Raw genomic sequence first — 23549 nt, 5'->3', positions numbered from 1 at the left:
GATGGATCGTCGTGATCGATTCTCGAAGGGTTTCTTCGTCGTGGCGGTGCTGGCGGCATGCGCTCTGACCGTGTTCGCACCGGGGGCGAGCGCCCAGGAGACGCCGATCCCCACACCATCGGACACGCTCGCCGCGCAGGTCGACGATACCTACGCCAACATCACCGCCGGCGAGTTCACCCCGGCCAAGGGCTTCGACCTCGTCAAGACGAGCCGAGGCAGCGTGAACCTCAGCGTCTACGGACTGTTCCGCTATCTGAACCAGACGCCGGCAGACCAGACCTACACCGACCACCTGGGCCGCGAACGCACCGTGCGAGCGCGCAACGACCTCAACTGGCATCGCCAGATGCTCTGGATCTCCGGCTTCGCCCTGACCCCGCAGCTGCGCTATTGCGTCACTTTCTGGTCGCTGGCCTCGACGCAGCAGTCCCTGGGCTTCGGCTACCTCATGTACACGGTCGACAAGAATCTCACCGTCGGCGTCGGCATGGCGCCCAACCTCACCTGCCGTTCCATGCAGGGGTCGCATCCCTTCTGGGCCTCGAGCGACCGCCAGATGGCCGAAGAGTTCTTCCGCGGCGGTTTCGCGTCCGGCCTGTTCATTCGTGGCGAGCCGATCTCGCGCCTGCACTACTCGGCCTCGGTCAACACGAACCTCAGCCAGCTCGGCGTCACCGCCGCCAACGACTCGCGCGACATGGCCTTCAGCGGCAGCCTGACCTGGCTGCCCACCACGGGCGAGTTCGGCCCGCGCGGCGGCTTCGGCGACCTCGAGCACCACGAGCAGGTGGCCACGCGTTTCGGCGTGTCGGCGGCTCACTCCCGCGAGGACCGGGCCTCGCCCGTCGGTCAGGCGCCGAACGAGACCCAGCTCCGCCTTTCCGACGGCGTGCTCCTCTTCGAGGGCGGAGCGCTGGCCGACGGCGTGACGGTGCAGCAAGCCGACTACGACGTCGTGGCGATCGACGCCGGCTTCAAGTACAGAGGATTCTCGTTCCAGGCCGAGTACTACAACCGTACATACTCGAACTTCGCGTCCGATGCGCCGCTGCCCCAGGACTCGATCACCGACACCGGCTTCATGGCCGAGGCTATGCACATGGTCGTCAAGCGTAAGCTCGGGATCTACGTCGCCGGCGGCTACGTCTTCGACGACTTCGAGCGGAACCCCTGGGAAGTCGCGGGCGGCGCGAGCTTCTACCCCATGGGGTCTCGCTCGTGGCGCATCAACCTGCACGTCATTCGCGTGGAGAAGTCCCCGGCGAGCTCGAACTTCGGCTACTACACCGCCGGCCAGAGCGGCACGACCTTCTCCATCGGTACGGACTTCTTGTTGTAACAACGTCCCGGATGGGCGCCCCGTGGTGCCCCATGCATAACAGAAACCAAGGAGGATCTGATGCACGCACTATTGAATTCGAGGTATCGGCGCTGCGGCGGCCTCGTTTTGGCGCTGTTGCTGGCGGGTGCCGCCGGAACCGCCATCGCGGCCGAGAAGGCACGCACCGAGATCTACGGCCACGCCATGCTCGACATGGGTTACCAGACAGGCCAGAGCGCGCCCGACTGGTTCGACGTCATGCGCCCCACCAAGCTGCCGTCCTACGAGAACGAATACGGAACGGACGGCAACATCTTCGCCGGCGTGCGCCAGACCCGGTTCGGCGCGAAGAGCTTCTTCCCCACCGACCGCGGCGAACTCATGACCATCTTCGAGTTCGAGCTCTTCGGCACCGGCGTCGACGCGGGGCAGACCACGTTCCGGCTGCGCCATGCCTACGCCCAGCTCGGCCACTTCGGCGCCGGTCAGTACTGGAGCCCCTTCATGGACATCAACGTGTTCCCCAACTCGCTGGAGTACTGGGGGCCCAACGCCATGGTCTTTTTCCGCAACGTGCAGGTGCGGTGGATGCCCATCATGGGCGACACCTACTTGACATTCGCCCTGGAGCGGCCGGGCGCCAGCCGCGAGGGAAGCGTGTACGACGAACGCCTCGAACTGACCGACGTCGCCAGCCGCTTCGACCTGCCCGACTTCTCGGCCGAGTACCATCGCGCCACGGGCTTCGGCTACGTGGAGCTGGCGGGCATGCTGCGCTCCATCAAGTGGGACGACCTCGGCCAGGAGGAGTACGACCTCTCCGGCGACGCGGTGGGCTGGGGCCTGAACCTCAGCTCGAACGTGAACCTGGGCTCGGCCGACGTGGTGCGCCTGCAGTTCGTCTACGGCGAGGGCATCCAGAACTACATGAACGACGCGCCGGCGGACATCGGCATCGAGAACAACCCCGGCGATCCCAACGCCCCCATCAAGGGCGTGGCCCTGCCCATGTTCGGCGCCCTCGGTTTCCTCGACCACCGCTGGAACGACAGCTTCTCCACCTCCCTCGGCTACTCGTACCTGGACGTGGACAACACCGACGCCATGCCCGACAACGCTTTCTCCGTGGGGCACTACGCCCTGGTCAACCTGCTCTGGTACCCCGCGAAGAACGTGATGACCGGCTTCGAGGTGCAGTGGGGCAAGCGTGAGAACTACAACGACGGCTTCACCAGCGACGACCTGAAGATCCAGTTCTCGTTCAAGGCCAACTTCTCGTCCCAGATCGGAGGCTGACGATGAATCACGACCTGAATCGCTTCACGCGGATCCTGCTACTCGGCGCCGCTATTGCGACGCTGATCGGCGCCACCGCGGCCTGGGCCCAGAAGCCCGATCAGATCAATGCCGCGCTCAAGGCGGCCTACGACAAGTACGCGACCCTCGAGGAGGGCGCCAACGCCGACTACATCCCGGCGCTGGCCGCGGTCGACCCCGACATCTTCGGCATCGTGCTGGTGACCACCGACGGCAAGGTCTACAGCGTCGGCGACATCACCTCGGAAGTATCGATCCAGTCGATCTCCAAGGTCTTCACCATGGCGCGGGTCATGCAGGACCTGGGACCCCAGGCGATCTACGACAACATGGGAGTGGACGCCACCGGCCAGGTCTTCAACTCCATCGTGGCGATCGAGCAGTACCAGGGCTCGGAGATGAACCCCCTGGTCAATCCCGGCGCCATCGCGGCCACCAGCATGGTTGAGGGCGGCTCCCCCGGTGAGGTGTGGAACAAGATCATCAACACCTACAACGACTACGCCGGCCGGTCGCTCTCGGTGCTGGAAGACATCTACGAGTCCGAGGCCGCCACGAACCAGCGCAACCAGGCGCTCTCCATGCTCATGTACGCCTACGGCCATATCGAGGACGAGCCGCTCCAGGCCTGCGACATCTACACGCGTCAGTGCTCGGTGGGCGTCAACGCCAAGGACCTGGCCATGATGGCGGCGACGCTCGCCAACGGCGGCACCAATCCCGTCACCGGCAAGGTGTGCCTGGACGCCGAGCACGTTCCCGAGGCGCTGGCGATCATGGCGACCGCGGGCCTCTACGACGATGCGGGCAAGTGGCTCTACACCACCGGCCTGCCCGCCAAGAGCGGCGTGGGCGGTGGTATCATCGCCGTCTCGCCGGGCAAGTTCGGCATCGCGGCCATCTCGCCGCCCCTGGACGCGGCCGGCAACAGCGTGCGGGCGCAGAAGGCGATCGCCGACGTTTCCAACGCGCTAGGCGGAAACCCCTATGCCGTGACGCCGGTCAAGAAGAAGTAACTCGTCCGGATGATTCGTAGCCGGGACGGTCGCGCAGGCGGTCTCCCGGCTGCGCCTCGTCGGAGACAACCAAAGGAGCGATCCATGAGGTCAAGTATCCAGCCGCCGGTGCACGCTCGCTGCCTGCGGACCGTGGCGTTCGGAGGTCTGCTCGCACTGGCGCTCGCTTGCGGTTCGCCGGCTGCGGCAGCCGATCAGTGGCCAGACGCCCTCTTCCATGACGCCCACTTCCACATCTCGAACTACATCCAGGAGGCGACCGATGCCCACGCCTACGTCGAGATGATGGGGACCAAGATCGGTCGCTCGACATTTTTCGGTCTGCCGCTGCAACAGCTGTGGTCGTACGCCAACACCGAGGACTTCGCACCGTCCTACTACCTGCAGACTGACGCGCCGCTCTATTACTACTCGTTCGTCGACGCGGCCGTCGCCATGGCCTACAGATCGCTGCCGCCCGAGCAGCAGGCGCGCCTGGACCCGATGATCACGGGCTTCAATCCCGCCGACATGTACGCGGTCGACCATATCCGCCGCGTGCTGCTGACCTTCCCGGGTGTCTTCTCGGGGATCGGCGAGTTCTCCGTGCACAAGGAGTTCGTGTCGGCCAAGGTTGCCGGCGAGGTGGCCAGCCTGACCAATCCGGCCCTCGACCGTATCTTCGAGTTCTGCGCCGAGGTCGGCCTGCCGATCATCCTGCACAACGACATCAACATGCCGTATCCCAAGGACGGGCAGGAGCCCTACATGCTCGCGCAGATGAAGGTACTTTTCGAGCGACACCCGGACTGCACGATCATCTGGGCCCATATCGGGCTCGGGCGGATCGTCCAGCCCCTCGAGCGTCAGGCCGAGGTCATCGAGGCTGTCTGCACCATGCCGTCGCTGAGCCACGTCATGATGGATATCTCGTGGGACGAGGTCGCCAAGTACGCCACCCGCACGCCAGACACCGCCCGGCGCACCGCCGAACTGCTGAACCGGTACCCCGACCGCTTCCTGTTCGGTAGCGACTGCGTGGCCCCGAAGTCGGCGGATTCCCAGCTCGCGGTCTACGAAGCCTATCAGCCCGTCTGGGATCAACTCACCGCCGAGGCGAAGCAGAAGATCTGCAAGGGCAACTACGAGCGGATCTTCGATGCGGCACGGCTGAAGGTCCGGGCCTGGGAGGAGGCGAACGTCGGCAAACCCGCCAAGGTGCCGACTCCGACGCCCATCTCCGGCGCCCACTACCACTAGCGTGCTCGACGCCACGGATAGAACATGGCGAGACCGGTCCTCATGAGCGCAACGCGACGGACGCACGTCACCTCCCTGGTTGCGGCGTTCGTCGCGCTCTGCGTCCTCGCCTCGCCAGCCAGCGCCCTGCGGACCGACGTTGTCACCTTCCACAACGGCGACCGCCTCACCGGCGAGGTCAAGAGCCTCGACCGCGGTCGCCTGACGTTCAAGACCGACGACCAGGGCACGCTCGATCTCGAGTGGGACACCATCGCCAGCATCTCCGCGAGCGCGGAGTTCGAGATCGAGATGCTGTCCGGCGTCCGGATCGTCGGCAGGCTGCAACCCGGACCTTACGCCGGCGCCCTGACCGTGGTGACGGCGACCGGCGTGCGCAACATGGATGCACTGGCGGTCGGCAGCATCACGCGGATCGGCGCGACCTTGTGGACGCGGATCGACGGCTCCATCGACCTGGGCACGAGCTACACCAGCGCCAGCGAGCTGTTCACCTTCGACCTCGCCTCCAACGCCCGCTACGACCGCCCCGGCTACATGTTCAGCGCCACCCTGAACGCGACCATCACGTCGAGCCCGGAGGCCACGGACACCCGGCGGGCCGACGCCGGCGCCGGATTTCTCGGCCGCATGGACAGGCGGTGGTTCTACTTCGGCGATGGACTCGCGGAATCCAACGAGGAACTCGGCTTCAAGCTACGCAGCGCCGTCGCGGCCGGCATGGGTCGCTACTTCATCCGCAGCACCCGGAACGACCTGCAATCGGCGCTGGGGCTCAGCTTGAACCGCGAGAACCCCAACGACGGCGACCTGACCACCAACCTGGAATTGCTGCTCAACCTCGCCTTTCGTCGCTACTCCTACGACTTCCCGAAGATCGACGTCACGGTGGCTGTCGCGGCATACGAGAACGTGTCCGACTGGGGGCGGACCCGCCTGGAATTCGACGCCAATCTCCGGCGCGAACTCTTGAAGAATTTCTACGTCACGCTGCGTGGATACCTGAGCTACGACAGCCGACCGGCCACCGAGGGCGCGACCACTAGCTCCTACGGCGTCACCTTCGCGCTCGGCTGGACCTTCTGATCGGCGGGCAAGGCAAGGGCGGCGAGAAAGGACCGACATGGAATTGACAGACGGAACCCTGCACGTCGCCCAGTTCTTCACCGTGACCCTCGGCATCATCGTGCTGTTCGTGGGCAAGCGGATCAACGATGTGGTGCCGCTGCTGCGCGAATACAGCATCCCCGAGCCCGTCACCGGCGGGCTGCTGTTCTCGATTCTGTTTGCCGTCGTTTATGCGACGACCGGGGTGGGCGTGGAGTTCGACCTGACGGCGCGCGACGCCCTCCTCGTCTACTTCTTCACCACCATCGGCATCAACGCCAGCCTCAAGGACCTGCTGGCCGGTGGCAAGCCACTGGTGCTCTTGCTGACGGTCACCATCGCCTACATGGTCGTCCAGAACCTCACCGGCATCACCGTGGCCAAGCTCCTGGGACAGCCAGCGGCGGTGGGCCTGCTCGGCGGCACGGTGTCGCTGGTCGGCGGGCACGGCACGGCCATCGCCTGGGCACCGAAGATCGCGGCGGACTACGGCGTGACCAGCGCCATGGAGATCGGGATCGCCAGTGCGACCTTCGGGCTGATCCTGGCGAGCCTCATGGGCGGCCCCATCGCGAAGTTCCTGGTCAATCGCCACAAGCTCACTCCGCAAGCGGCCGGGGCGCCCGATGTCGCCATCACCACGACCGAGCAGAAGGTTGGCATCAATTACCAGGAAGTTCTCGACGCCATCCTCGCTCTCCACGTCTGCATCCTGGTCGGCATGGTCCTGAACGAAGGTCTGGCCAGGCTGGGTCTGCAGCTGCCCCTGTTCGTGACCTGCCTGTTCGCCGGCATCTTGATCACCAACTTGATGCCGAAGCATTTCCCGCGCCTCAGCGGCTGGCCCTGGCCGAGCCGGACGCTGTCGATCTCCCTGATCGCCGACATCTCGCTCGGCACGTTCCTGGCGATGTCGCTGATGAGCATGCAGCTATGGGCCCTGGCCGACGTCGCCGGCCCGATCTTCACCATCCTGGGTGCTCAATTCGCTGTCGCAGTGCTCGTCAACATCGTGGTAGTCTTCCGCTTGATGGGCAGCAACTACGATGCAGCCGTGGTGTGTTCGGGCTTCGGTGGAATCTCGCTCGGCTCGACACCGACCGCGATGGCGAACATGTCGGCCGTGACCCAGCGCTACGGCCCCTCGCACTTGGCGTTCATCATCGTGCCGCTGGTTTGCGCATTCTTCGTGGACCTGGTCAATGCGCTGCTCATTCCGTTCTTCCTGAGCCACTTCTAATCGGGATGTGGGGCGATCGGCGAACAAGTCGGTGATCGGGCTGTCACACCTGACGGTCCGCGCATTCAGGGACAGCCGCGAGCTGCCCTCGCCAGAAAGGGCCGACCAATGAGACTCAACGCGTGTTTTTTAGCCGCGCTGTCCTGTCTTCTGCTGATCACCGGGGCGTCGACCTCGCTGGCCGGCGAGGACGCGACCGTGACGGCCCAGGAGCAGGCCCGTCGCCAGCGCATCCGCGAATACAAGGCCGGCAGCGGCGTCAGGCTGCACAGCGGCGACTGGGGCGAGATGCGGTTCCGGCTCTCGGGCTACGTCCGCTACCTGAACCAGAGCGGCCTCGACGAGTCCTACACCGACAGCTTCGGGGAGACCCACGAACTGGATCTGCGCCAGGACATCCAGCTGAACAAGTACAATCTCTACTTCTTCGGCTGGTTCATGGACCCGCGGTTCCGCTACCTGGCCTATGTCTGGACCTCCAACGCTTCCCAGGGGCTCGGCGCCCAGGTTGTGGTTGCCGGCAACCTGCAGTTCCGATTCAACCCACACTTCACCCTGGGCGCGGGCATCACCGGATTGCCGGGCACCCGCACGGTCGAGGGCAACTGGCCGCGCTGGCTGCCGGTGGACAACCGACTCATCGCCGACGAGTATTTCCGACCCTCCTACACGTCGGGCGTCTGGGCATCCGGCCTCGTGACCGAGGGGCTGAAGTACACCGTGATGCTCGGCAACAACCTGAGCCAGCTCGGCATCGACGCCGGCCAGCTCGACGACACCATGGATACCTGGTCCGGCGTCCTGGCCTGGATGCCCACCACCGGCGAGTTCGGCACCGCCAGCGGCTTCGGCGACTTCGAGCATCACGACCAGGCGGCCACGCGGGTCGGTCTGCACTACACGCGCAGCACCGAGGACTGGCAGAGCCAGCCCGGCACCGAGGCGCCCGAGAACTCCCAGATCCGCATCTCCGACGGCAGCGTCGTGTTCACGCCCGGACTATTCGGCCCCGGGATCTTCATCCGCGATCTCACCTACCAGATGTTCGCCGTGGACGCCGGCGTGAAGTATCGGGGCCTGGCGCTGGAGACCGAGTTCTACTGGCGACTGGTCGACGGCTTCGGCGGTGAAGGCATCGACCAGCTGACCTTCGACGAGTTGACCGACAACGGCCTGCAGGTGCTGGCCTCGGCGATGCTGAAGCCGCGCGCCTGGCAGGTCTACGCGGGTTACTCGACCATTTTCGGGGAGTACGGCGATCCCTGGGACGCGCGCCTGGGCGTGAGCTGGTATCCGTATCTGAACGAGGCCTTCCGGATCAACGTCGAGGCCATCCACGTGGACGGATCGCCCGTGGGCGGCCTCACGCTGCCGTTGCTCGTTGGCGCCAGCGGCACCGTGTTCACGACCAACTTCGAGATCAATTTCTGATCCGGTTTCGGCGTCGTGAAGATCGTCCCGCAGCGCGTGGTCGTCCTGCATGAAGAATACTGAACACGCAGGCCACTGCTGGGTGGAGTCTGGTCCGCTAGAGCACTACAAGGGGCAGACCGATCCGTCATCCTCGGTCTCGGCGGCTCTCGGGGGTCGATCCATCGGTGCTGTCCGTTGGGTTCAGTCCCGGGTGTCCTGGCCGCCGGTCTGGTCGATCTCCGGCCATACGGTCTCGCCGATCGGCGGCGCTGCGCTCTTCGCCGTCTTCGCCGGTCGAACACGGGCGGGCGCCGGTGTCTTCGGCGTCGGGCAGTTGCTGGGAGTGTGTCAGCGTCGGTTGACGGCGGGGGAGGTGTTGGGCAGGCGGTTGTTCGTGGATCCGCATAAGTCGGCCGCGCCGTCTCGGGGTCGTCGAAGCCGCGGAGGCCACTATGGCGGTGGGCATCCGCGCGTCGTACCTTGCTCACCATGCATATCTGCCCCCGGTGCCGCGCCCAGGTTCCCGCCGACGCCCGTTTCTGTGCGGGTTGCGGCTCGCGCCTGCCGGCGTCCGTCGCGGCCGCTGACGCGAAGCCGGCCGCCGACGGGACACCGCCGGCCGCCGCCGACGCCGCCACGACAGCCCACACCGTCGCCGCGGCACCCCCGACCGGGCGCGCACCGTCCTCCGCCCTGCACGGTCGCTTCGAGCCCGGCCGCCGTCTCGGCGAGCGTTACCGGATCGTGGGCCGGCTCGGTGCCGGCGGCATGGGCGAGGTCTACCGCGCCGACGATCTCGAGCTGGGACAGTCGGTGGCCCTGAAGTTCCTGCCCGAGCGGCTGGCGGCCGACCCGGTGGCGCTGGACCGCTTCCGCCGCGAGGTCCGCGTGGCGCGGTCCATCGCCCATCCGAACGTTTGTCGCGCCTACGACATCGCCGAGGCGGGCGGCCACCTCTTCCTCGTCATGGAGTACGTGGACGGCGAGGACCTGGCCTCGGTGCTGCGCCGGCTGGGCCGCCCCGCGGCCGAGAAGGCGGCCGAGCTGGCGCGGCAGATCTGCCTCGGCCTGGCGGCGGCCCACGAGAACGGCATCCTCCATCGGGATCTCAAGCCCGCCAACATCATGATCGACGGTCGGGGGCGGGTGCGGATCACCGATTTCGGCCTGGCCGGGCTCGCCGACGAGCTCACCGCCGAGGCTCAGATCGCCGGCACGCCCGCCTACATGGCGCCGGAGCAGCTCGCCGACGGCACGGTCAGCGTCAAGAGCGACATCTACTCCCTGGGCCTCGTGCTCTACGAGCTCTTCACGGGCCGGCCGGCCTTCGCCGCCGAGCACGTCGCGGACCGGCGGCGCGCGCGATCGTCCGAGGCCGTCACCACCCCCTCGAGCCTGGTCGGCGATCTCGATCCGGCCGTCGAGCGCATCGTCATGCAGTGCCTGGAGACCGCGCCCGAGGACCGCCCGCCCTCCGCCTACGCGGTGCTGGGCGCGCTGCCCGGCGGTGATCCGCTGGCCGCGGCGCTCGCCGCCGGGGAGACGCCCTCGCCGGCGCTCGTGGCCAGCGCCCGGCTGGCAGGCAGCATACGCCCGCGCACGGCGATCGCCTGGCTGCTGGTCACGCTGCTGGGAGTGACGGCGGTCGCGGCGCTGAATTCCGTCCGCCTCGGGAAATACGAGCTTCCCGCCACGACCCTGGCCTTGCGGGCCGAGGACATCCTGACGGGTCCGGCCGGCGGCGGCGTGGAGCCCTTCTCGGCGCAGGGATTCTTCGACTATCGCAATTACCTGCGCATGGTCACGCGCGATTCGCTCGCCGCGGAGACGGCCATGAGCGCAACGGGAGAGGACGGGGTCCGCTCGCTGGAGACGGTCTTCTGGCGGCGCTGGAGTCCGGTTGAGCTGCAGACGAGCAACCTGCACCTGATCTGGACCACCCTCGCCGATCCGCCCCTCGATTTTCCCGGTGGTTCTCGCGTGATCCTCGACCTCGCCGGCCGGCTGGTCGGTCTGATCGTCGAGCCCTACGAAGGGGGCGAGTTCGCCGGAGGCCCCGTGGACTGGGACGCGATCCTGCGCGCCGCCGGTTTCTCGCCCGACGCGCTGACGCGGGTCGAGGCCGAGGGGCCGGCGCCGGTGCCCGTGGACAGCCTGGTGGCCTGGCGCGGTCGCGACGTCGAGGGCGAGCAGATGGTCACCGTGACCGCGGGCGCCCGCCACGGCGCGCTGGTGTACTTCTCCATCGCCTGGCCGTGGGGAGCGACCTTAAAGGACGCGGTCGAGCTCAGTACCGCCGGCGCGGAGGACTCGGTTTTCGCGAGCGTTCCCGTGATCGCCGTCGTATGGCTGCTGGGCTTCACCTTCCTGCCGCTGGTGGCCAGCGTGCTGCTGGCCTGGCGCAACCTGCGCCTCGGCCGCGGCGACCGTCGCGGGGCGCTCTTGCTGGCGGTCTTCACGCTGGTCGCCTACCTGGTCGATTCGCTGCTCGCCAGCAGCCGCGGCGCCTCGGACCTCGCCACGACCCTCTACCGACTGGTCGACGGCGAATTCATGGGGCACGCCCTGCTCCACGCCACCAAGGTCGGATTCGGCTATCTCGCCGTCGAGCCCTACTTCCGACGGCTCTGGCCCCGGGTGCTGATCTCGTGGGCGCGGTTGATGCAGGGGCGATACCGCGATCCCGTGGTGGGGCGGGACATCCTCGTCGGGATCGCCGTCGGCACCGGCGTCGCGGCCCTGCTCGGCGTCCTGCGCCGCTTCGCGGGACAGACCGGGAACCCCGACCTCGCGGTCCTGGCCACGTCCGGTCCCTCGGTGGTGGGGATGGCCGGAACGCACGAGACGCTGGTCGCGACCCTCTACGCGCTGACCGACGGCCTGATCGTGATGATCTGGATGCTGACCGCCATGGTCGTCCTCAGGATGGTGATCCGCCGCGAGCGCCCCGCCATGCTGGCGGTGCTGCTGATCTGCGCCGCGGTCATGTTGCCGGATACGCTGAAGTACGGCGCGCTGGGCTCCGCGCTCGGCCCCTGGTCGCTGGCGATCGTCGTCGCCCTGTCCATGATCCAGGTCGGTTCCCTGCTCTACCTCGTCCTACGCTTCGGCTTCCTGGCCGCCCTCGCCGGCTATGCCATCGGCGTCATCGTGGGCCGGCAGCCCTGGACCCTCGACCTCGGCGCGTGGTACGCGAGCCTCACCGTTCCCACGGCGCTCCTGCTGGCGGCGCTGCTCGGCTACGCCTTCGTCGCGTCGCTGGGCGGTCAGCGGCTGCTGCAGGACCCCCTGGAGCAGCCTGGCGAGCGACGCTGAACGGGCTACGGATGCGGGTCGCGCCGAGCGGCTCACGCCGCCCGCCAAGACCTTTCCGCCCACGTTTTCCACCGACGCGAGCAGCCGGTCGTTCGCCACGGGCGAGGCAAGGGCCGCCTCCCGCAAGGAAGACGGCCCTCGATCGGTCGAGATTGCTTCGCGATCAGTCGAAGAGTGCCTTGACGCTGCTCAGGGTCTTGCCCTCGACCGCCACCACGTCGCCCAGATCCTCGAAGAAGATGTTCTCCCAGACCACCTGCAGGTTGGCGTCGTCGCCGCCGTCCTGCAGGAAGATCTGCATGTTGCCACCCGCGGTCGAGTCGTCGAGGATGCCCCAGAGCCCGTAGGGCTCGTCGGGGTTGCCCATGTCGAAGGGAATCGGGCCGCTGGTCGCGCCGTCGTAGGTGTAGACGATGGTGCCGGGGTTGTCCTCGGAGAGCCCGTTGGGCAGGTACTCGATCTCCAGATGGACCGTGGTGCCCTTGACGTAGGTGATGCCCTGATCACCGGTGAAGGAGTAGAAGGGCAGCCGGCCGCCGAAGCACGCCACCTCGCCGTCGCTGGTCCGCAGGTTGAAGACGCCGTCCACGAGCTGCGACCACCACGGGGAGATGCCGATGCCGGCCTCGCCCTCGCCGGTGCCGCTGATCGTGGCGTCGCAGCCGAAGCGGAAGCCGTTGTGGTTGCCGAAGAGCTGCGCGGTGGAGCCATCCATCGAGAAGCGCCAGCCGTGCCGGTTGGCGAAGCCGACGTCACCGCAGTCCGCCTTCTGGTCGTTGATGAGGATGGAGGTCGGATAGTCGTTCGTGACGGTCAGGATGGAGAAGGGGCAGTCGTTGAAGACCCGTTCGAAGACGGCCGCGTTCGTGGGGACATCCGTGGCCGCTGCGATGCCGGCGAGCATGAGCACCGCTCCGATAATAAGGAATTTTCTCATCTCTGTAGCCTCCTGATGTAAGACATAGGACGATCTAGCTTCTAGACCGATGGAATTGTTATCCTGACGCCGATTATCACCTCCTCGCGCGACCAGTCCTTTCGGTCACCGTTACCGGACAATGTTACACCTCTTCCACGCTCGACTTCCAGCAGCTTCGATGCTGTAGAAGTAGACGCCACTGGGCAAGCCGCGGGCGTCGAGGTCGAACTGGTTGAGACCCTCTCGGGCACCGGAATGGACGATGGTCTGCAGGCAGCGCCCCCGCAGGTCGTAGAGGCGCAGGGTCGCCTCCCCGGGCGCGGCCAGGCGGAAGGCCACCGTGGTCGTGCCATGGAAGGGGTTGGGCGAATTCTGGTTCACCACCAGGCGGGGATCGCCGGCCAGCTGGTCAGGCACACCAACCACCGTGGAGAAGCCGGCGCGATCCAGGCCCGTCTGCACGTGGGGATTGGCCATGAAGCGCTCCCAGACGCGCCCGTTGAGGTGGTTCTCGATCATGATCACGATGGGGCCCTGGTCGATGCCGATGTAATCCTGGCCGAACCAGAGCTCGGAGAGGTTGAAGGCGTCCTTGAAGCCGTAGGGGCCCCAGAGCACGTCGCCGTAGGTGTCGTAGAGGTTGTGCAGGGTCGGGATGACGACCTCGGGCGCGAAGGCGATGGAGCTGGCCGCCGCGGTCGGCGTGATGGTGCCGTTGTCGTTCTGCGGCGGCGGGGCGCCGTGGGCGGCATAGCCGAAGGGGTCGTCCGAGGCGGTGAGGCCCCAGGTCTCGGGCCCGTAGCCGTCCCAGCCGCCCGGGTTGGCGATGCAGTACTCGCGCTGGGCGAGGGTGGCCCGGCGGGAGTTCTCGAAGTAGGTGATGCCGCGCATCGCCATGTACTCGTCCCAGATGCCGCGGAAGTCGACCCAGCAGTGGGAGTACTGGTGGCCGAAGAGCGGCGGGAAGACCACGTAGCTGTAGCCGTAATGGGTCTGCCACTGGTAGCCGGCGACCCAGTAGCCCCAGGTGAATTCTGGCACCGGGTAGGTGGGCGAGCCGAGGGCCAGCAGGTAGAGGATCATGGCCTCGTTGTAGCCGATCCAGTAGCCGAAGGTGTTGAAGCCGGTTTCCGGCTTCCAGCCCATGCGGATGGCGCCGCCGCCGCTGCGCATGAAGTCCCAGTCGACCCGCAGGTAGAGCGAATCGGCGAGGGCCCGCAGGGCGACGTCGCCGGGATCCTCCGTGTCGAAGTACTGGCGCGCGTCGAGAATGCCGGCCATCAGGAGCGCGGTGTCGATGGTGGACAGCTCGCAGCTCCAGGTGCGCAGGCCCGTGTCGATGTCGAGGAAGTGGTAGAAGAGGCCGCGGTAGCCGTTGGTGCCGAAGGCGGCGTCCCCTTGCGGACCGTTCCAGAGGGTCTCCATGCCCAGCATGATCCGCTCGCGTCCGGTCTCGCGGTCGATCCAGCCGTGATCGATGCCGATGCAGATGGCCGAGATCCCGAAGCCCTGCGCCGCGATGCTGCACGGCGACCAGATCTGGCTGCGATCGCGGATCAGGCCGTTGTCGGGGTTGGCCTGCTCCCAGAAGTAGTCGACGGCCGTGCGCTGGAGCGAATCCAGGAGCGCCTCCGTGGTGAGCGAGCGGCCCGCCGGGGGCAGCCCGCGGGCGATCCCCGCCGGGGCGGCCTGGGCCGTCGTGAGCACGCCGAGCGCGGCGACGATGATGAAGGCTGCGGTGCGATAGGTCGCGCTCATCTCGGTCTCTCCTCTGCCGTGACCGCCGCGGGCGGTCAGAATTCCAGCACCAGCGTGATCCGGTGCGTGTCCTGGAGGTGCGCGTGCGCGGCCCAGGCGTAGTTGAGCTGGTAGCGGTTGCCGCCGAGATCGCTCGAGATGCCCACGCCCGTGGTCAGGCCCTGCTCGCGATCTTCCTGGAAGAGGGTCTGGAAGCCCGCGCGCAGGGCCAGCACCTCCGCCCAGGACCACTCGACACCCAGGTTGGCGGACTCGGTGTTGTCGTTGGGATGCAGCGCCTCGACCAGGAAGAGGAAGCGGCTGCGGTTGGAGAGCGTCCAGGGCACGCTCACCCCGAGGCGGAAGACGCCGGGCAGCGGGAACTCGTCGGTGAGCTGCTCGCCCGGCAGGGCGCTGTTGGTGCCGTGCTGGCCCGGATCGGGATCGTACTGGATCGCGAGATCGTCGCCGGAGAAGCGCGCCCGCGGACCGATGTTGGCCAGCGAGAAGCCCAGGATGGCGCCGCTCTCGGTCAGCTGGTACACGGTGCCCAGGTTGAAGGTGACCATGCGGTTGGACGAGTGCCAGATGCGTTCGGTGGCGTAGGTCGCCTGCATGCCCGCCGCGAAGCGGCTGGTGATGCGCAGGCCGTAGCCCACGGAGAGGGCCACGTTGGCCACGTCGTAGCGCTCGCCGGTTCCCAGCGGCTGATCGACCGTGCGCACGTCGATCTCGCCGGAGTTCAGCGAGGTCACGCTGCCGAAGATCGCGCTGGTGCCGCTGAGCGGCAGGGCCAGGGCGACATAGTCGAAGCTGATGTCGGCGAACCAGAAGCTGTGGGTGTACGCGACGGTCGGTTGATCCAGCAGGCCCGCGGCGCCGATGTTGTAGTAGACGGCCTCGATCCCGTCCGGCAGGGCCACGCCCGCGTTGCCGAGCGCCGCGCCGCGCGCGCCGGGCTCGATGCGCAGGAAGGCGCCCACGGTGGAGCCCACCTTGCTCTGGGCATGGACGGGCACGACGCTCGCCACCAGGAGCGTGATCACCGCCGCCGTGCGAAGCCATGTCCTCATGTCACGCCTCGCCTTCCGCCCTACTTGATGATCGCGAACTTGCCGATGCTCTTGCCGAGCGATCCGCCGTCCACGTGGAAGATGTACAGGCCCGGGGCCACGTCGAGATTGTCCTTGGTCCGCAGGTCCCAGGCGACGAATCCGTCGTTCGAGCCGTCATGGCGCAGGGTCTGCACCAGCTCGCCGCGGATGTTGTAGATCCGGATCACGCAGTGCGCGGGCAGGCCCCGGAATTCCAGCCGTCGCTCGCCGCGCCCGGACACCGCGAAGCGCTCCGGCTCGAATTCGGCCGAGGCCACGTAGGGGTTGGGGACGACGTAGGGGGCGAGCTTCTCGCCCGCCTCCTCCGCATCCACGTACTCGGCGTGGGTCGCGAAGACGAAGCGGTCGTCGGCACTGCAGGGTCGGACGAGCAGCAGGTCCGCGACGTCGCCGCCGCCCGGCGGCAGGATCGGCGCCGGGCTGTCCGCATCCAGGGTGAAGCGCCAGGTGAAGTAGGGGATCGCGGGCTGGGCGGCGGTGTAGGTGACGACGTCGACGATCTCGTCCGGGCCGCTCAGCGTGTTGTCGGCGTTCTGGTCGCGGAAGTAGAAGTTCAGGCGCTGGTCGCCATCGACCGAGTGCGCGACGACCTCGAACTTGGTCGGCGTGGCCGGCCAGCCGAGACGCGCGAGCGAGGTGTCCACGACCTCGTCGTGGAACACGATCGAGATGTCGTCGGGATAGCCGGACCGGCGCTGGTTGTGCGACAGGCCTCCGGTGCCGTAGAGGTAGATCACGGCAATCCGCGCGTCAGTGGGACTGCCCTCGCGGAAGCCCACCGAGTCGATCTCCACCCGCGCTGGACTCGAGACGATCGGCAGCAGCCCGGCACCCACCGGCCCCACGCCGTCGCCGGCGAAGTCGGAACCGGATTCGAAGAGGATCTCCTGCGTGGCGAGATTCGTCAGCGAGTAGGCCGTCGCGGCGAAGGTGTCCGGGTGATCGGTCGTGAAGGTGACGACGAATTCCTGATCGTCCGGGACCAGGCCGGAATTCACGATCTCGACCACGACGTGGCCGTCTCCCGCGCCGTCCGTCTGCACGGCCGAGTCGGCACGGGCCGGCACGTAGCCCAGGACGCGGGGGTTGGGCCGCACCTCCACCACGTTGAGTGGCAGCACCAGGCCGCCGCGCGGCGTGCGCGAGGGGGCGATGGCGTTCTCCGAGGGCGGGAAGTCGAAATCCTCGGGGTCGGAGCCGAAGTCGTAGGCGGTCACCGCGTAGTAGTACTGCATGCCGTTGGTGACGCTGTAGTCGGTCCAGGTGTGGCGGATGCCGCTCTCGTTGCCGAGGTACTCGGCGCGGCCGTCGACCACGTGCTCCGAGAATCCCGAACGACCGTCGATCAGGTCGTAGGCCGTGATCCACTGGCCGTTGGTCAGGGAGACGATGGTGGCCAGGTCGTCGACGTCGCGGGTGTCGACGAAGTCGGGATCCGTCGACCGGTAGATCCGGTAACCCTCGAAGTCGCGCTCGCTGGTCACCGGGTCGATGGTCTGCTCGGCGACGTCGTCCCAGGAGAGGCGGACGAAGCCGTCGCCGGCCTCGGCGGTCAAGGTGGGCAGCGCCGGCGGAACCGCGAAGCGGTAGTTGGCGTTGTAGATCTTCTGGACCGTCTGGGTGTTACGCGCCAGTTCCTGCAGGTCGGCGCCGTAGGCCAGGGCCAGGCTGAAGCGCTCGGTCTGGCCGGCGCGCAGCTTGAAGGGGCCCGAGGCGAAGAGGAAGCCGATGTTGTAGTTCGAGACGAGCGGCGGGTCGAAGCGATCGGCGGGATCGGCAGCCGTGAACTGGTCGTAGAGGCGACGGGGCCATTCCTGGGCGTTGGTGAAGAAGAGGATCCCGTCCACGTCCTGCTCGGGATTGCCCTGCCCGGGCCGGATGCGGTTGAGCTTGAATCCCGTCAGACCGATCTGGTCGGACTCCTCGAGGTCGGTGCGGTCGAAGTTCGGCTCGCCCGGGCTGGGCATGCCGTCGCCCTCGCCGGTGTCGCCCGTGTCGGGCAGGCCGTCGGCGCCGACGTCGTGGTTCTCGGCGATCCAGTCCATGTCCTCGTCGCCCGTCCACCAGGTCTCGGCCTCCCAGACCGGCAGCTCCTCGATGGGACCGAAATTCGTCACGAAGCGATCGAAATCGTAGTTGGCCTGCACGTAGGCCAGGATCTGATCCTGGCCGATGATGGGCGAACCGGGGCCGCCGTCGCGCCGCTCGTCGGTGATGCCGTCCTCGTCGTTGTCCAGGCCGTCGGTGGGGTTGCCCGGCGTCTCCATGTAGGCGTAGCCGAGGTAGCCGGTGCGGGCGCAGGGATCGTTGAGGCTGCGTCCGTGACCCCGGTTGTCCCAGGTGTAGACGAGGTTGATCCGCTGGCCCTCGAACTCGTTCTGGTAGTAAGCATTGTCGTCGTCGGACTCGGGGATGTTGTCGCAGGAGATGGCCGACCCGCCCACGCCGGAGTCCATGTAGAGGCCGAAGATGATGTTGTCCTCGTAGTCGGTCGTGCCCTCGTTGGTGATGTCGTAGTGCCAGAAGACCACGTTGCGCGCCTGGGGGTTGGTCCACTGGAAGCCGCGCACCTCCACCCGGAGGCCGAGGCCCCGGCGGGTCGAGTCGCGGCTATCGGGATAGAAGTCCCAGGCGTCGTAGTAGTCGTCGTCCATGACCGTGTAGCTTTCCTGGTCGGCGACGATCTGCTTGCCGAAGTAGCCGTTCCAGGCGCCGGACCAGCCGGGGTCGTCGGGGTCGTCGAGGCGGTCGGGCCAGGTGTCGGGCCAGGTGCGAGGATCGCTGCTGATGGCCGGCGAGCGGCCCGGATTGAGGGCCTCCTGCTCCTGGAAGTAGCCGGGGCGCGGCTCGAAGCGCATGTCGCGGTTGCGGAAGGGCGAGGTGCCCTGACGCTCGCGGAAACCGGTCTCCATGATGAAGGCCGTGTCCCCGCTGGCCTGCACGATCTTCGCCAGCACGAAGGGGGTGATGCCGTCGCTGTAGTTCAGGCCGCTGCCCTTGGGCACCTCGACGGAGTGGAAGACGGACAGGTCGACGTTGATGGGGTCGGCCGGATAGTCGCCCACCATGCCGTAGTTCCAGAAGATCGTGCGGATGTTGTTGGCGTCGTGCTGGCCGGCACGTTCGTAGAGGTGATTGCCCCGCTGCTGTACCGGCACGGGCGTCGGCACGTCGGCGGTCAGGCCTGCCGCCAGCAGCAGCGAGCCGAGGATCAGGAGGGTCGCTAGCGCGCGTCGTGACATCGTCTCAGATCACCTCCAGCCCATGCGCAGGCCGACTTCGATCCGCCGCGGCGGATAGAACCAGAAGGGGTCCTCGAGGGCGTTGCGGTCGGTCACGGGGAATCGCGAATAGTACGGGCTGCCGGTGCTGGCATAGACCGGCCCGTTGAAGTAGCGAGAGTCGAAGAGGTTGAAGACGCGCAGGAAGACGGCGGCCGAGGTGCCGGTCGGGGAGGCGGCGGCCAGGGTCTTCTCGGCCCGGAGATCGACGAGGAAGCCGGTGGGCTTGCGCCCCGAGTTGGCCTCCAAACCGAAGCCGAAGCCGGACTCGATCTGGGGCGTGTAGGGCTGGCCGCTGCCCATCCTGATCACGGTGCTCACGCTGTAGTTGCCGGGCTTGCTCACCGCCGCCGACACGTTGACGGTATGGCGCTGGTCCCAGTCGAAGGGCAGCAGCCGCGGCCGGGGATCCTCCCCGTTCGCGGCGCGGGTCGCCGTCTCGTGCGGATCGCTGGAGTTGCCGAGCGCCTGCAGCAGCGTGTAGTCGAGCGCCAGCGACACCGGACCGAGGCGCCGGTGGTCGATGGCGAAGGTGATGCCGAAGACGTTGCCGAAGTCCACGTTCGTCAGGCGCGCGTACTGGGCGCCGGTGTAGGTGTCGATGAACTCGACGCCGATCAGATCGCGGATGTCCTTGTAGAAGATGGTCAGGTCGAAGCCCAGGTCGGGCGTGAGGATCTGCTTGTAGCCGATCTCGTACTGCACCGTGCGCTCCGGCTTGACGTCGGGGTTGCCGAGCACGCCGTAGTCCACGCTGCCGGCCTGCAGGTTGCGCAGGACGTCGTAGTTGGAGTTCTCGAAGATCGTGCCGATCGAGGGCGCCTGGTGGAAATGGCCGTAGGCGAAGTGGATCGCGGCCTTGTCCTCGATGGGGTAGACCACGCCCAGGCGCGGGGACAGCGAGGCCTTCGCCGAGGTCGCCACGGGCACCGACTCGGGTGCGCCGGGGATCGCGTTGGCGGGGTTGGCGAGGTCGCTGGGCACGGTGGAGCGGGCGTCGAAGTAGTCGAACCGGACGCCCGCCCGCACGGTCAGGAAATCCTTCTCGAGCTGGTCCTGGAGGAAGGCCGCACCCATGACCGGGTAATTCGTCTGCACCCCCGGGAAGTCGGGCGGCTCGTTCTCGTGGCGGACGATCTGGGCGATCCCGCCCGGCGTCGAGTAGGTCAGATGGACGGGCGTGCCGAACTCGATCTTGGGCAGGGAGAACTCGAAGCCCGCCTTGATGCGGTTCTCCTCGTCCACCTGGCTGGTCACCGAGCCCTTGGTCACGAAGGTGTTGGTGCGCTGGAGGTATTGCGTGAACTGGGCGCCCTGGACGATGGCGCCGTTCTCGTAGTTGTCGGTGCCCTCGGGCGGGCCGGCGGCGTCGTAGGCGTCGCTGTACGCGTCCCAGATGTGGTCCTCGTACTCGTAGATGTTCTGGCGCAGGCTCAGCTCGAGAAAGGTGGCCGCGCCGAAGGTGTGGGTCCAGTCGGCGCCGTGGACCAGGCCGTGGGACTGCTGCAGCGACAGCCCGTCGGGATTGAGGCGGTAGGCATAGTTCGCGCGCCGGCCCTGATTCGTGTTGAAGATCACCTGATAGCTGAACTTGTCGTTGGCGAGGGAGCGGTTGGTGATCTGGGCCGCTCCGGACCATTCCTGGGACCAGCCCAGCGGCACATCCGAGCCGTCGCCGGTGCCCTCGTAGACGTTGTTCTCGAAATCGGCGCGGTCGGAGGTGCGGAAGGTGCGGGTGCCGTAGACGAAGTCCTCCCAGTCGTAGAAGCGGCCGCTGAGCAGGAAGGTGGTGTCCTTGCCCGCGAGCGGCCCGCTCAGGGTCAGCTGCACGCTGCTGGTGCCGAGCGGATGGATCGTGTCGCTCGTGCGCCGCTCGGTCTCGCGCCCGGGGAAGACGAAGCCGCCGGCGTAGGCCTCGCCGGTCACCTCGAAGGTCTCGCCGCCCTCCTTGAGCACGGCGTTCACCACGCCGCTCATGGCCTGCCCGTACTCGGCGTCGAAGGTCCCGCTGATCACCTGGACTTCCTGGAGCAGCGAGCGGTCGAGGACCAGGGTCGACGAGTTGTCGAAGGCGTTGTTCACGCTCACGCCGTCGACCTGGTACTGGACCTCGCCCTCGCGTCCGCCGCGGAAATGCCCGTCGACCACCCCGGCCTGCAGGTTGACGACGTCGTCGAGGGTCTGCACCGGCAGCTCCTCGATCTGCTCGGTGGTCAGGTTGGACTGCGAGCTCGTGAGCCCGAGGTCGACCGGCGGCCGCTCGGCCACCACCACCACCTCCTCCGCCTGCAGCGTGGTGCCGCCGAGCTGGACGTCGACGCGGGCCGTCTGGTCGGCCGAGACGATCACGCCGCTCAGCGTCACCGGGTTGTAGCCGAGGCGGCTGACCTTGAGGTCGTAGGTGCCGGCCGGGACGTTGAGGATCTTGAACTTGCCTTCCGCGTCGGAGTAGGCGCCGAGGCGGGTGCCGACCACGACGATAGTCGCCGCCACCACTGGCGCCTCATCCTCGTCGATGACGCGCCCGCTGATCGTGCCGGTGGTGCCGGCCAGCAGCCGCGGCGGCGCCATGGCCAGCCCCATGAGGATGACGAGGGCGCCGATCGCGGCGGTGCGCAGCGGCTGCTTCACGCTTCGAGCCTCCGCTCTATTTCAGCAGGACGGTCTTGCCCTGCAGGGTCGTCCGCAGCTGACCCGTCGCGGGATCGACGAGCCGCAGCCGGTAGAGATAGACGCCGGCCTCAGCCCGGCGGTCCGCGAAGAGCGGCACCTCGCCGACCTGGCGCAGGCCCAGCTCGCGCCGCGCGACGCGCCGGCCACGCAGGTCGAAGACCTCGAGGGTCACCAGGTCCTCGCGGGGCAGGGCGAAGGCGATGCGGGGCTGCTGCGAGGGATTGCCGAGGGCCTGGACCTGGCCGTAGGGCGATCCGAAGGGCCCGTCGGCCACCCCGACCGGTCCGGGCGACAGGTAGGCCCAGGGCGGGCAGCAGGTGTACTCGCGCTCCCGATACCACCAGGTGCGGGTGGCGTAGCTGTCGATGATGGGCAGGAAGGAGTCGCCATCGAGCAGGGTCACGCCGAAGTGGAAGGTGCGGTCGCCGAGGTTGCTCGGGTAGGACAGGGCGGTGAGGTCGACGGCGAGCTCGGCGGTGTAGCCGGTGTCGACGTCGAGGCCGAGGGTGTCGACGGTGGTGCCGGCCATGAGCTGGAGCGCCAACTCCGCCTCGCCGGCGAGCACCATGGAGAGCAGATAGTCCGCCGCCACGGCGGTGCCGTCCTCGCCCACCTGGAAGGACAGGCGCCGCTGCAGCAGGTTGTTGTCGGTGTGGCGCAGCTCGTGGTCCTCGAGCGTGACCACGAAGCCGTCCCAGCGGTCGGGCACGGGGTGGTACTGGACCACGGCGTCGTGCACCTCGAAGCCGAAGTAGAGCATGTTCCCGCTGTAGTAGACCTGCACGGTGGCGTCGCCCGGATCGACGACGAAGGCCTGGTCGCCGTGCACCGGCGGCTGGTACTGGCCCGACCGGTAGGGGCCGACGCCGTCGTAGGTCTGGCGCAACTCGTCGTCGTCCCAGCGGAGGTCGAAGGTGTAGACCGAGGGATCGGACCAGACCGCGTCGTCGAGGACGCCGTCGATCACCGGCGCGGTGTCCAGCGGCAAGATCACGACCTCGGGGCCGAGCTCGGGCAAGGTGGAAGTGTCGATGGTCACGTCGGGCCGCGCGTGGATGCGGACCTCGTTGTACCAGGCGGTGTTGCCCCAGGCGTCCTGCCACCAGACGCGGTTGGAGGAGAAGAGCCCCACCGCCGGCGGCCAGAAGTAGTCGGTGTCGTAGATGGAGATGTTCCACTCAACGACGTCGCCCTCGGGCCGGGTCACGTCGTAGCCCATCACGCCGAGGTCGAAGCGCATCTCCACGGTGTAGCCGGTATCGAGGGTCGCGTCGCTGTTGGTCAGTCCGTCGACGACCGTGACCGCGTCCCAGGCCGCGACCTGCTCGGGAGTGCGGGGCGTGGAGTCGTTGTTGGACCAGTAGCCCCGGAAGTCCGGGCCCTGGCCCTCCGGCTGGGGATCGTCGAGATCGGGATACCACCAGGAGTAGAAGTACTCGGTCTGGGCTTTGGGATAGCCCTCGGCCGCGTGGTTCTTCAGGCCCATCAGGAGGCCGTCGATGCGGTTGAACTCGCGGCTGCCGCCTATGGAGACGTCCTGCACCTCGGCGCCGAGGTAGAGCTGGTTGCCGTGCACCAGGAAGCGGAGCGTGGCCTGCGTGGGATCGCCGGCGGCCCAGCCGGCCTCCGCTTTCCAGCCGCTGCCGGGATTGCCGGCGTTCTCCCCGTAGGTGACGATCTTGGTCTCGGCGGCCGCCCAGGCCGCCTCGTCGAGCACGCCGTCCAGCACGATGGGATCGGGCGAGACGCGCGCCCAGATGACATCCTCGCGCGGAGTCTGCGCCGCGGCCGGCAGCACGAGCCCCACACCGACGAGAGCGAGCGCGATGGTATTTCTCCAGGTCATTTCGGAG

Annotated in this window: 14 protein-coding genes; 8 read left to right on the top strand and 6 right to left on the bottom strand. The window is 67.5% G+C overall.

Going from position 1 to position 23549, the window contains the following annotated elements; translation table 11 throughout:
* The first annotated feature begins 1 nt into the window (after nt 1).
* The 8 genes from IFSED24_RS14820 to IFSED24_RS14785 all read left to right on the top strand — a co-directional run bounded on the left by IFSED24_RS14820 (nt 2) and on the right by IFSED24_RS14785 (nt 11971).
* Nucleotides 2-1342, top strand: coding sequence for a hypothetical protein (locus tag IFSED24_RS14820; protein WP_491332250.1), 1341 nt, complete (start codon nt 2-4; stop codon nt 1340-1342).
* 60 nt (nt 1343-1402) lie between these two features.
* Nucleotides 1403-2620: a DcaP family trimeric outer membrane transporter gene (locus IFSED24_RS14815; protein ID WP_491332249.1), complete on the top strand. Its 1218-nt coding sequence runs from the start codon at nt 1403-1405 to the stop codon at nt 2618-2620.
* Between the two features lie 2 nt (nt 2621-2622).
* Complete coding sequence (gene glsA / locus IFSED24_RS14810) at nt 2623-3657, top strand: glutaminase A (protein WP_491332248.1); 1035 nt, start codon at nt 2623-2625, stop codon at nt 3655-3657.
* Between the two features lie 84 nt (nt 3658-3741).
* On the top strand, nt 3742-4896 hold the full coding sequence (locus tag IFSED24_RS14805) for an amidohydrolase family protein (RefSeq protein ID WP_491332247.1): 1155 nt from the start codon (nt 3742-3744) through the stop codon (nt 4894-4896).
* Between the two features lie 42 nt (nt 4897-4938).
* Nucleotides 4939-5982: a DUF481 domain-containing protein gene (locus tag IFSED24_RS14800; protein WP_491332246.1), complete on the top strand. Its 1044-nt coding sequence runs from the start codon at nt 4939-4941 to the stop codon at nt 5980-5982.
* A 37-nt stretch (nt 5983-6019) separates the two neighbouring features.
* Complete coding sequence (gene gltS / locus IFSED24_RS14795) at nt 6020-7243, top strand: sodium/glutamate symporter (protein WP_491332245.1); 1224 nt, start codon at nt 6020-6022, stop codon at nt 7241-7243.
* Nucleotides 7244-7351: 108 nt separating this feature from the next.
* Nucleotides 7352-8674, top strand: a complete 1323-nt coding sequence (locus IFSED24_RS14790) for a hypothetical protein (RefSeq protein ID WP_491332244.1) — start codon at nt 7352-7354, stop codon at nt 8672-8674.
* Nucleotides 8675-9145: 471 nt separating this feature from the next.
* Nucleotides 9146-11971 carry a serine/threonine-protein kinase gene (locus IFSED24_RS14785; RefSeq protein ID WP_491335065.1) on the top strand — a complete coding sequence of 942 codons (2826 nt, stop codon included), beginning with the start codon at nt 9146-9148 and terminating at the stop codon, nt 11969-11971.
* Between the two features lie 163 nt (nt 11972-12134).
* Here IFSED24_RS14785 and IFSED24_RS14780 read toward each other — a convergent pair whose 3' ends face one another.
* The 6 genes from IFSED24_RS14780 to IFSED24_RS14755 form a co-directional block, all read right to left on the bottom strand.
* The gene (locus IFSED24_RS14780) at nt 12135-12908 is read right to left on the bottom strand and encodes a hypothetical protein (RefSeq protein ID WP_491332243.1); all 774 of its coding nucleotides are present in this window, start codon (nt 12906-12908) and stop codon (nt 12135-12137) included.
* Nucleotides 12909-13019: 111 nt separating this feature from the next.
* Nucleotides 13020-14648 (bottom strand): glucoamylase family protein, encoded by a 1629-nt coding sequence (locus tag IFSED24_RS14775; RefSeq protein WP_491332242.1) that lies wholly within the window; start codon nt 14646-14648, stop codon nt 13020-13022.
* Nucleotides 14649-14683: 35 nt separating this feature from the next.
* Nucleotides 14684-15700, bottom strand: coding sequence for a PorV/PorQ family protein (locus IFSED24_RS14770; protein WP_491332241.1), 1017 nt, complete (start codon nt 15698-15700; stop codon nt 14684-14686).
* A 20-nt stretch (nt 15701-15720) separates the two neighbouring features.
* Complete coding sequence (locus IFSED24_RS14765) at nt 15721-18984, bottom strand: hypothetical protein (RefSeq protein WP_491332240.1); 3264 nt, start codon at nt 18982-18984, stop codon at nt 15721-15723.
* A gap of 9 nt (nt 18985-18993) precedes the next feature.
* Nucleotides 18994-21654, bottom strand: a complete 2661-nt coding sequence (locus tag IFSED24_RS14760; RefSeq protein ID WP_491332239.1) for a TonB-dependent receptor — start codon at nt 21652-21654, stop codon at nt 18994-18996.
* 16 nt (nt 21655-21670) lie between these two features.
* Nucleotides 21671-23542 carry a DOMON domain-containing protein gene (locus IFSED24_RS14755; RefSeq protein ID WP_491332238.1) on the bottom strand — a complete coding sequence of 624 codons (1872 nt, stop codon included), beginning with the start codon at nt 23540-23542 and terminating at the stop codon, nt 21671-21673.
* Between the last annotated feature and the right edge of the window lie 7 nt (nt 23543-23549).

The sequence above is a fragment of the Candidatus Latescibacter sp. IFSED24 genome, assembly GCF_058273205.1.
This window is presented reverse-complemented; position numbering and strand designations above follow the sequence as displayed.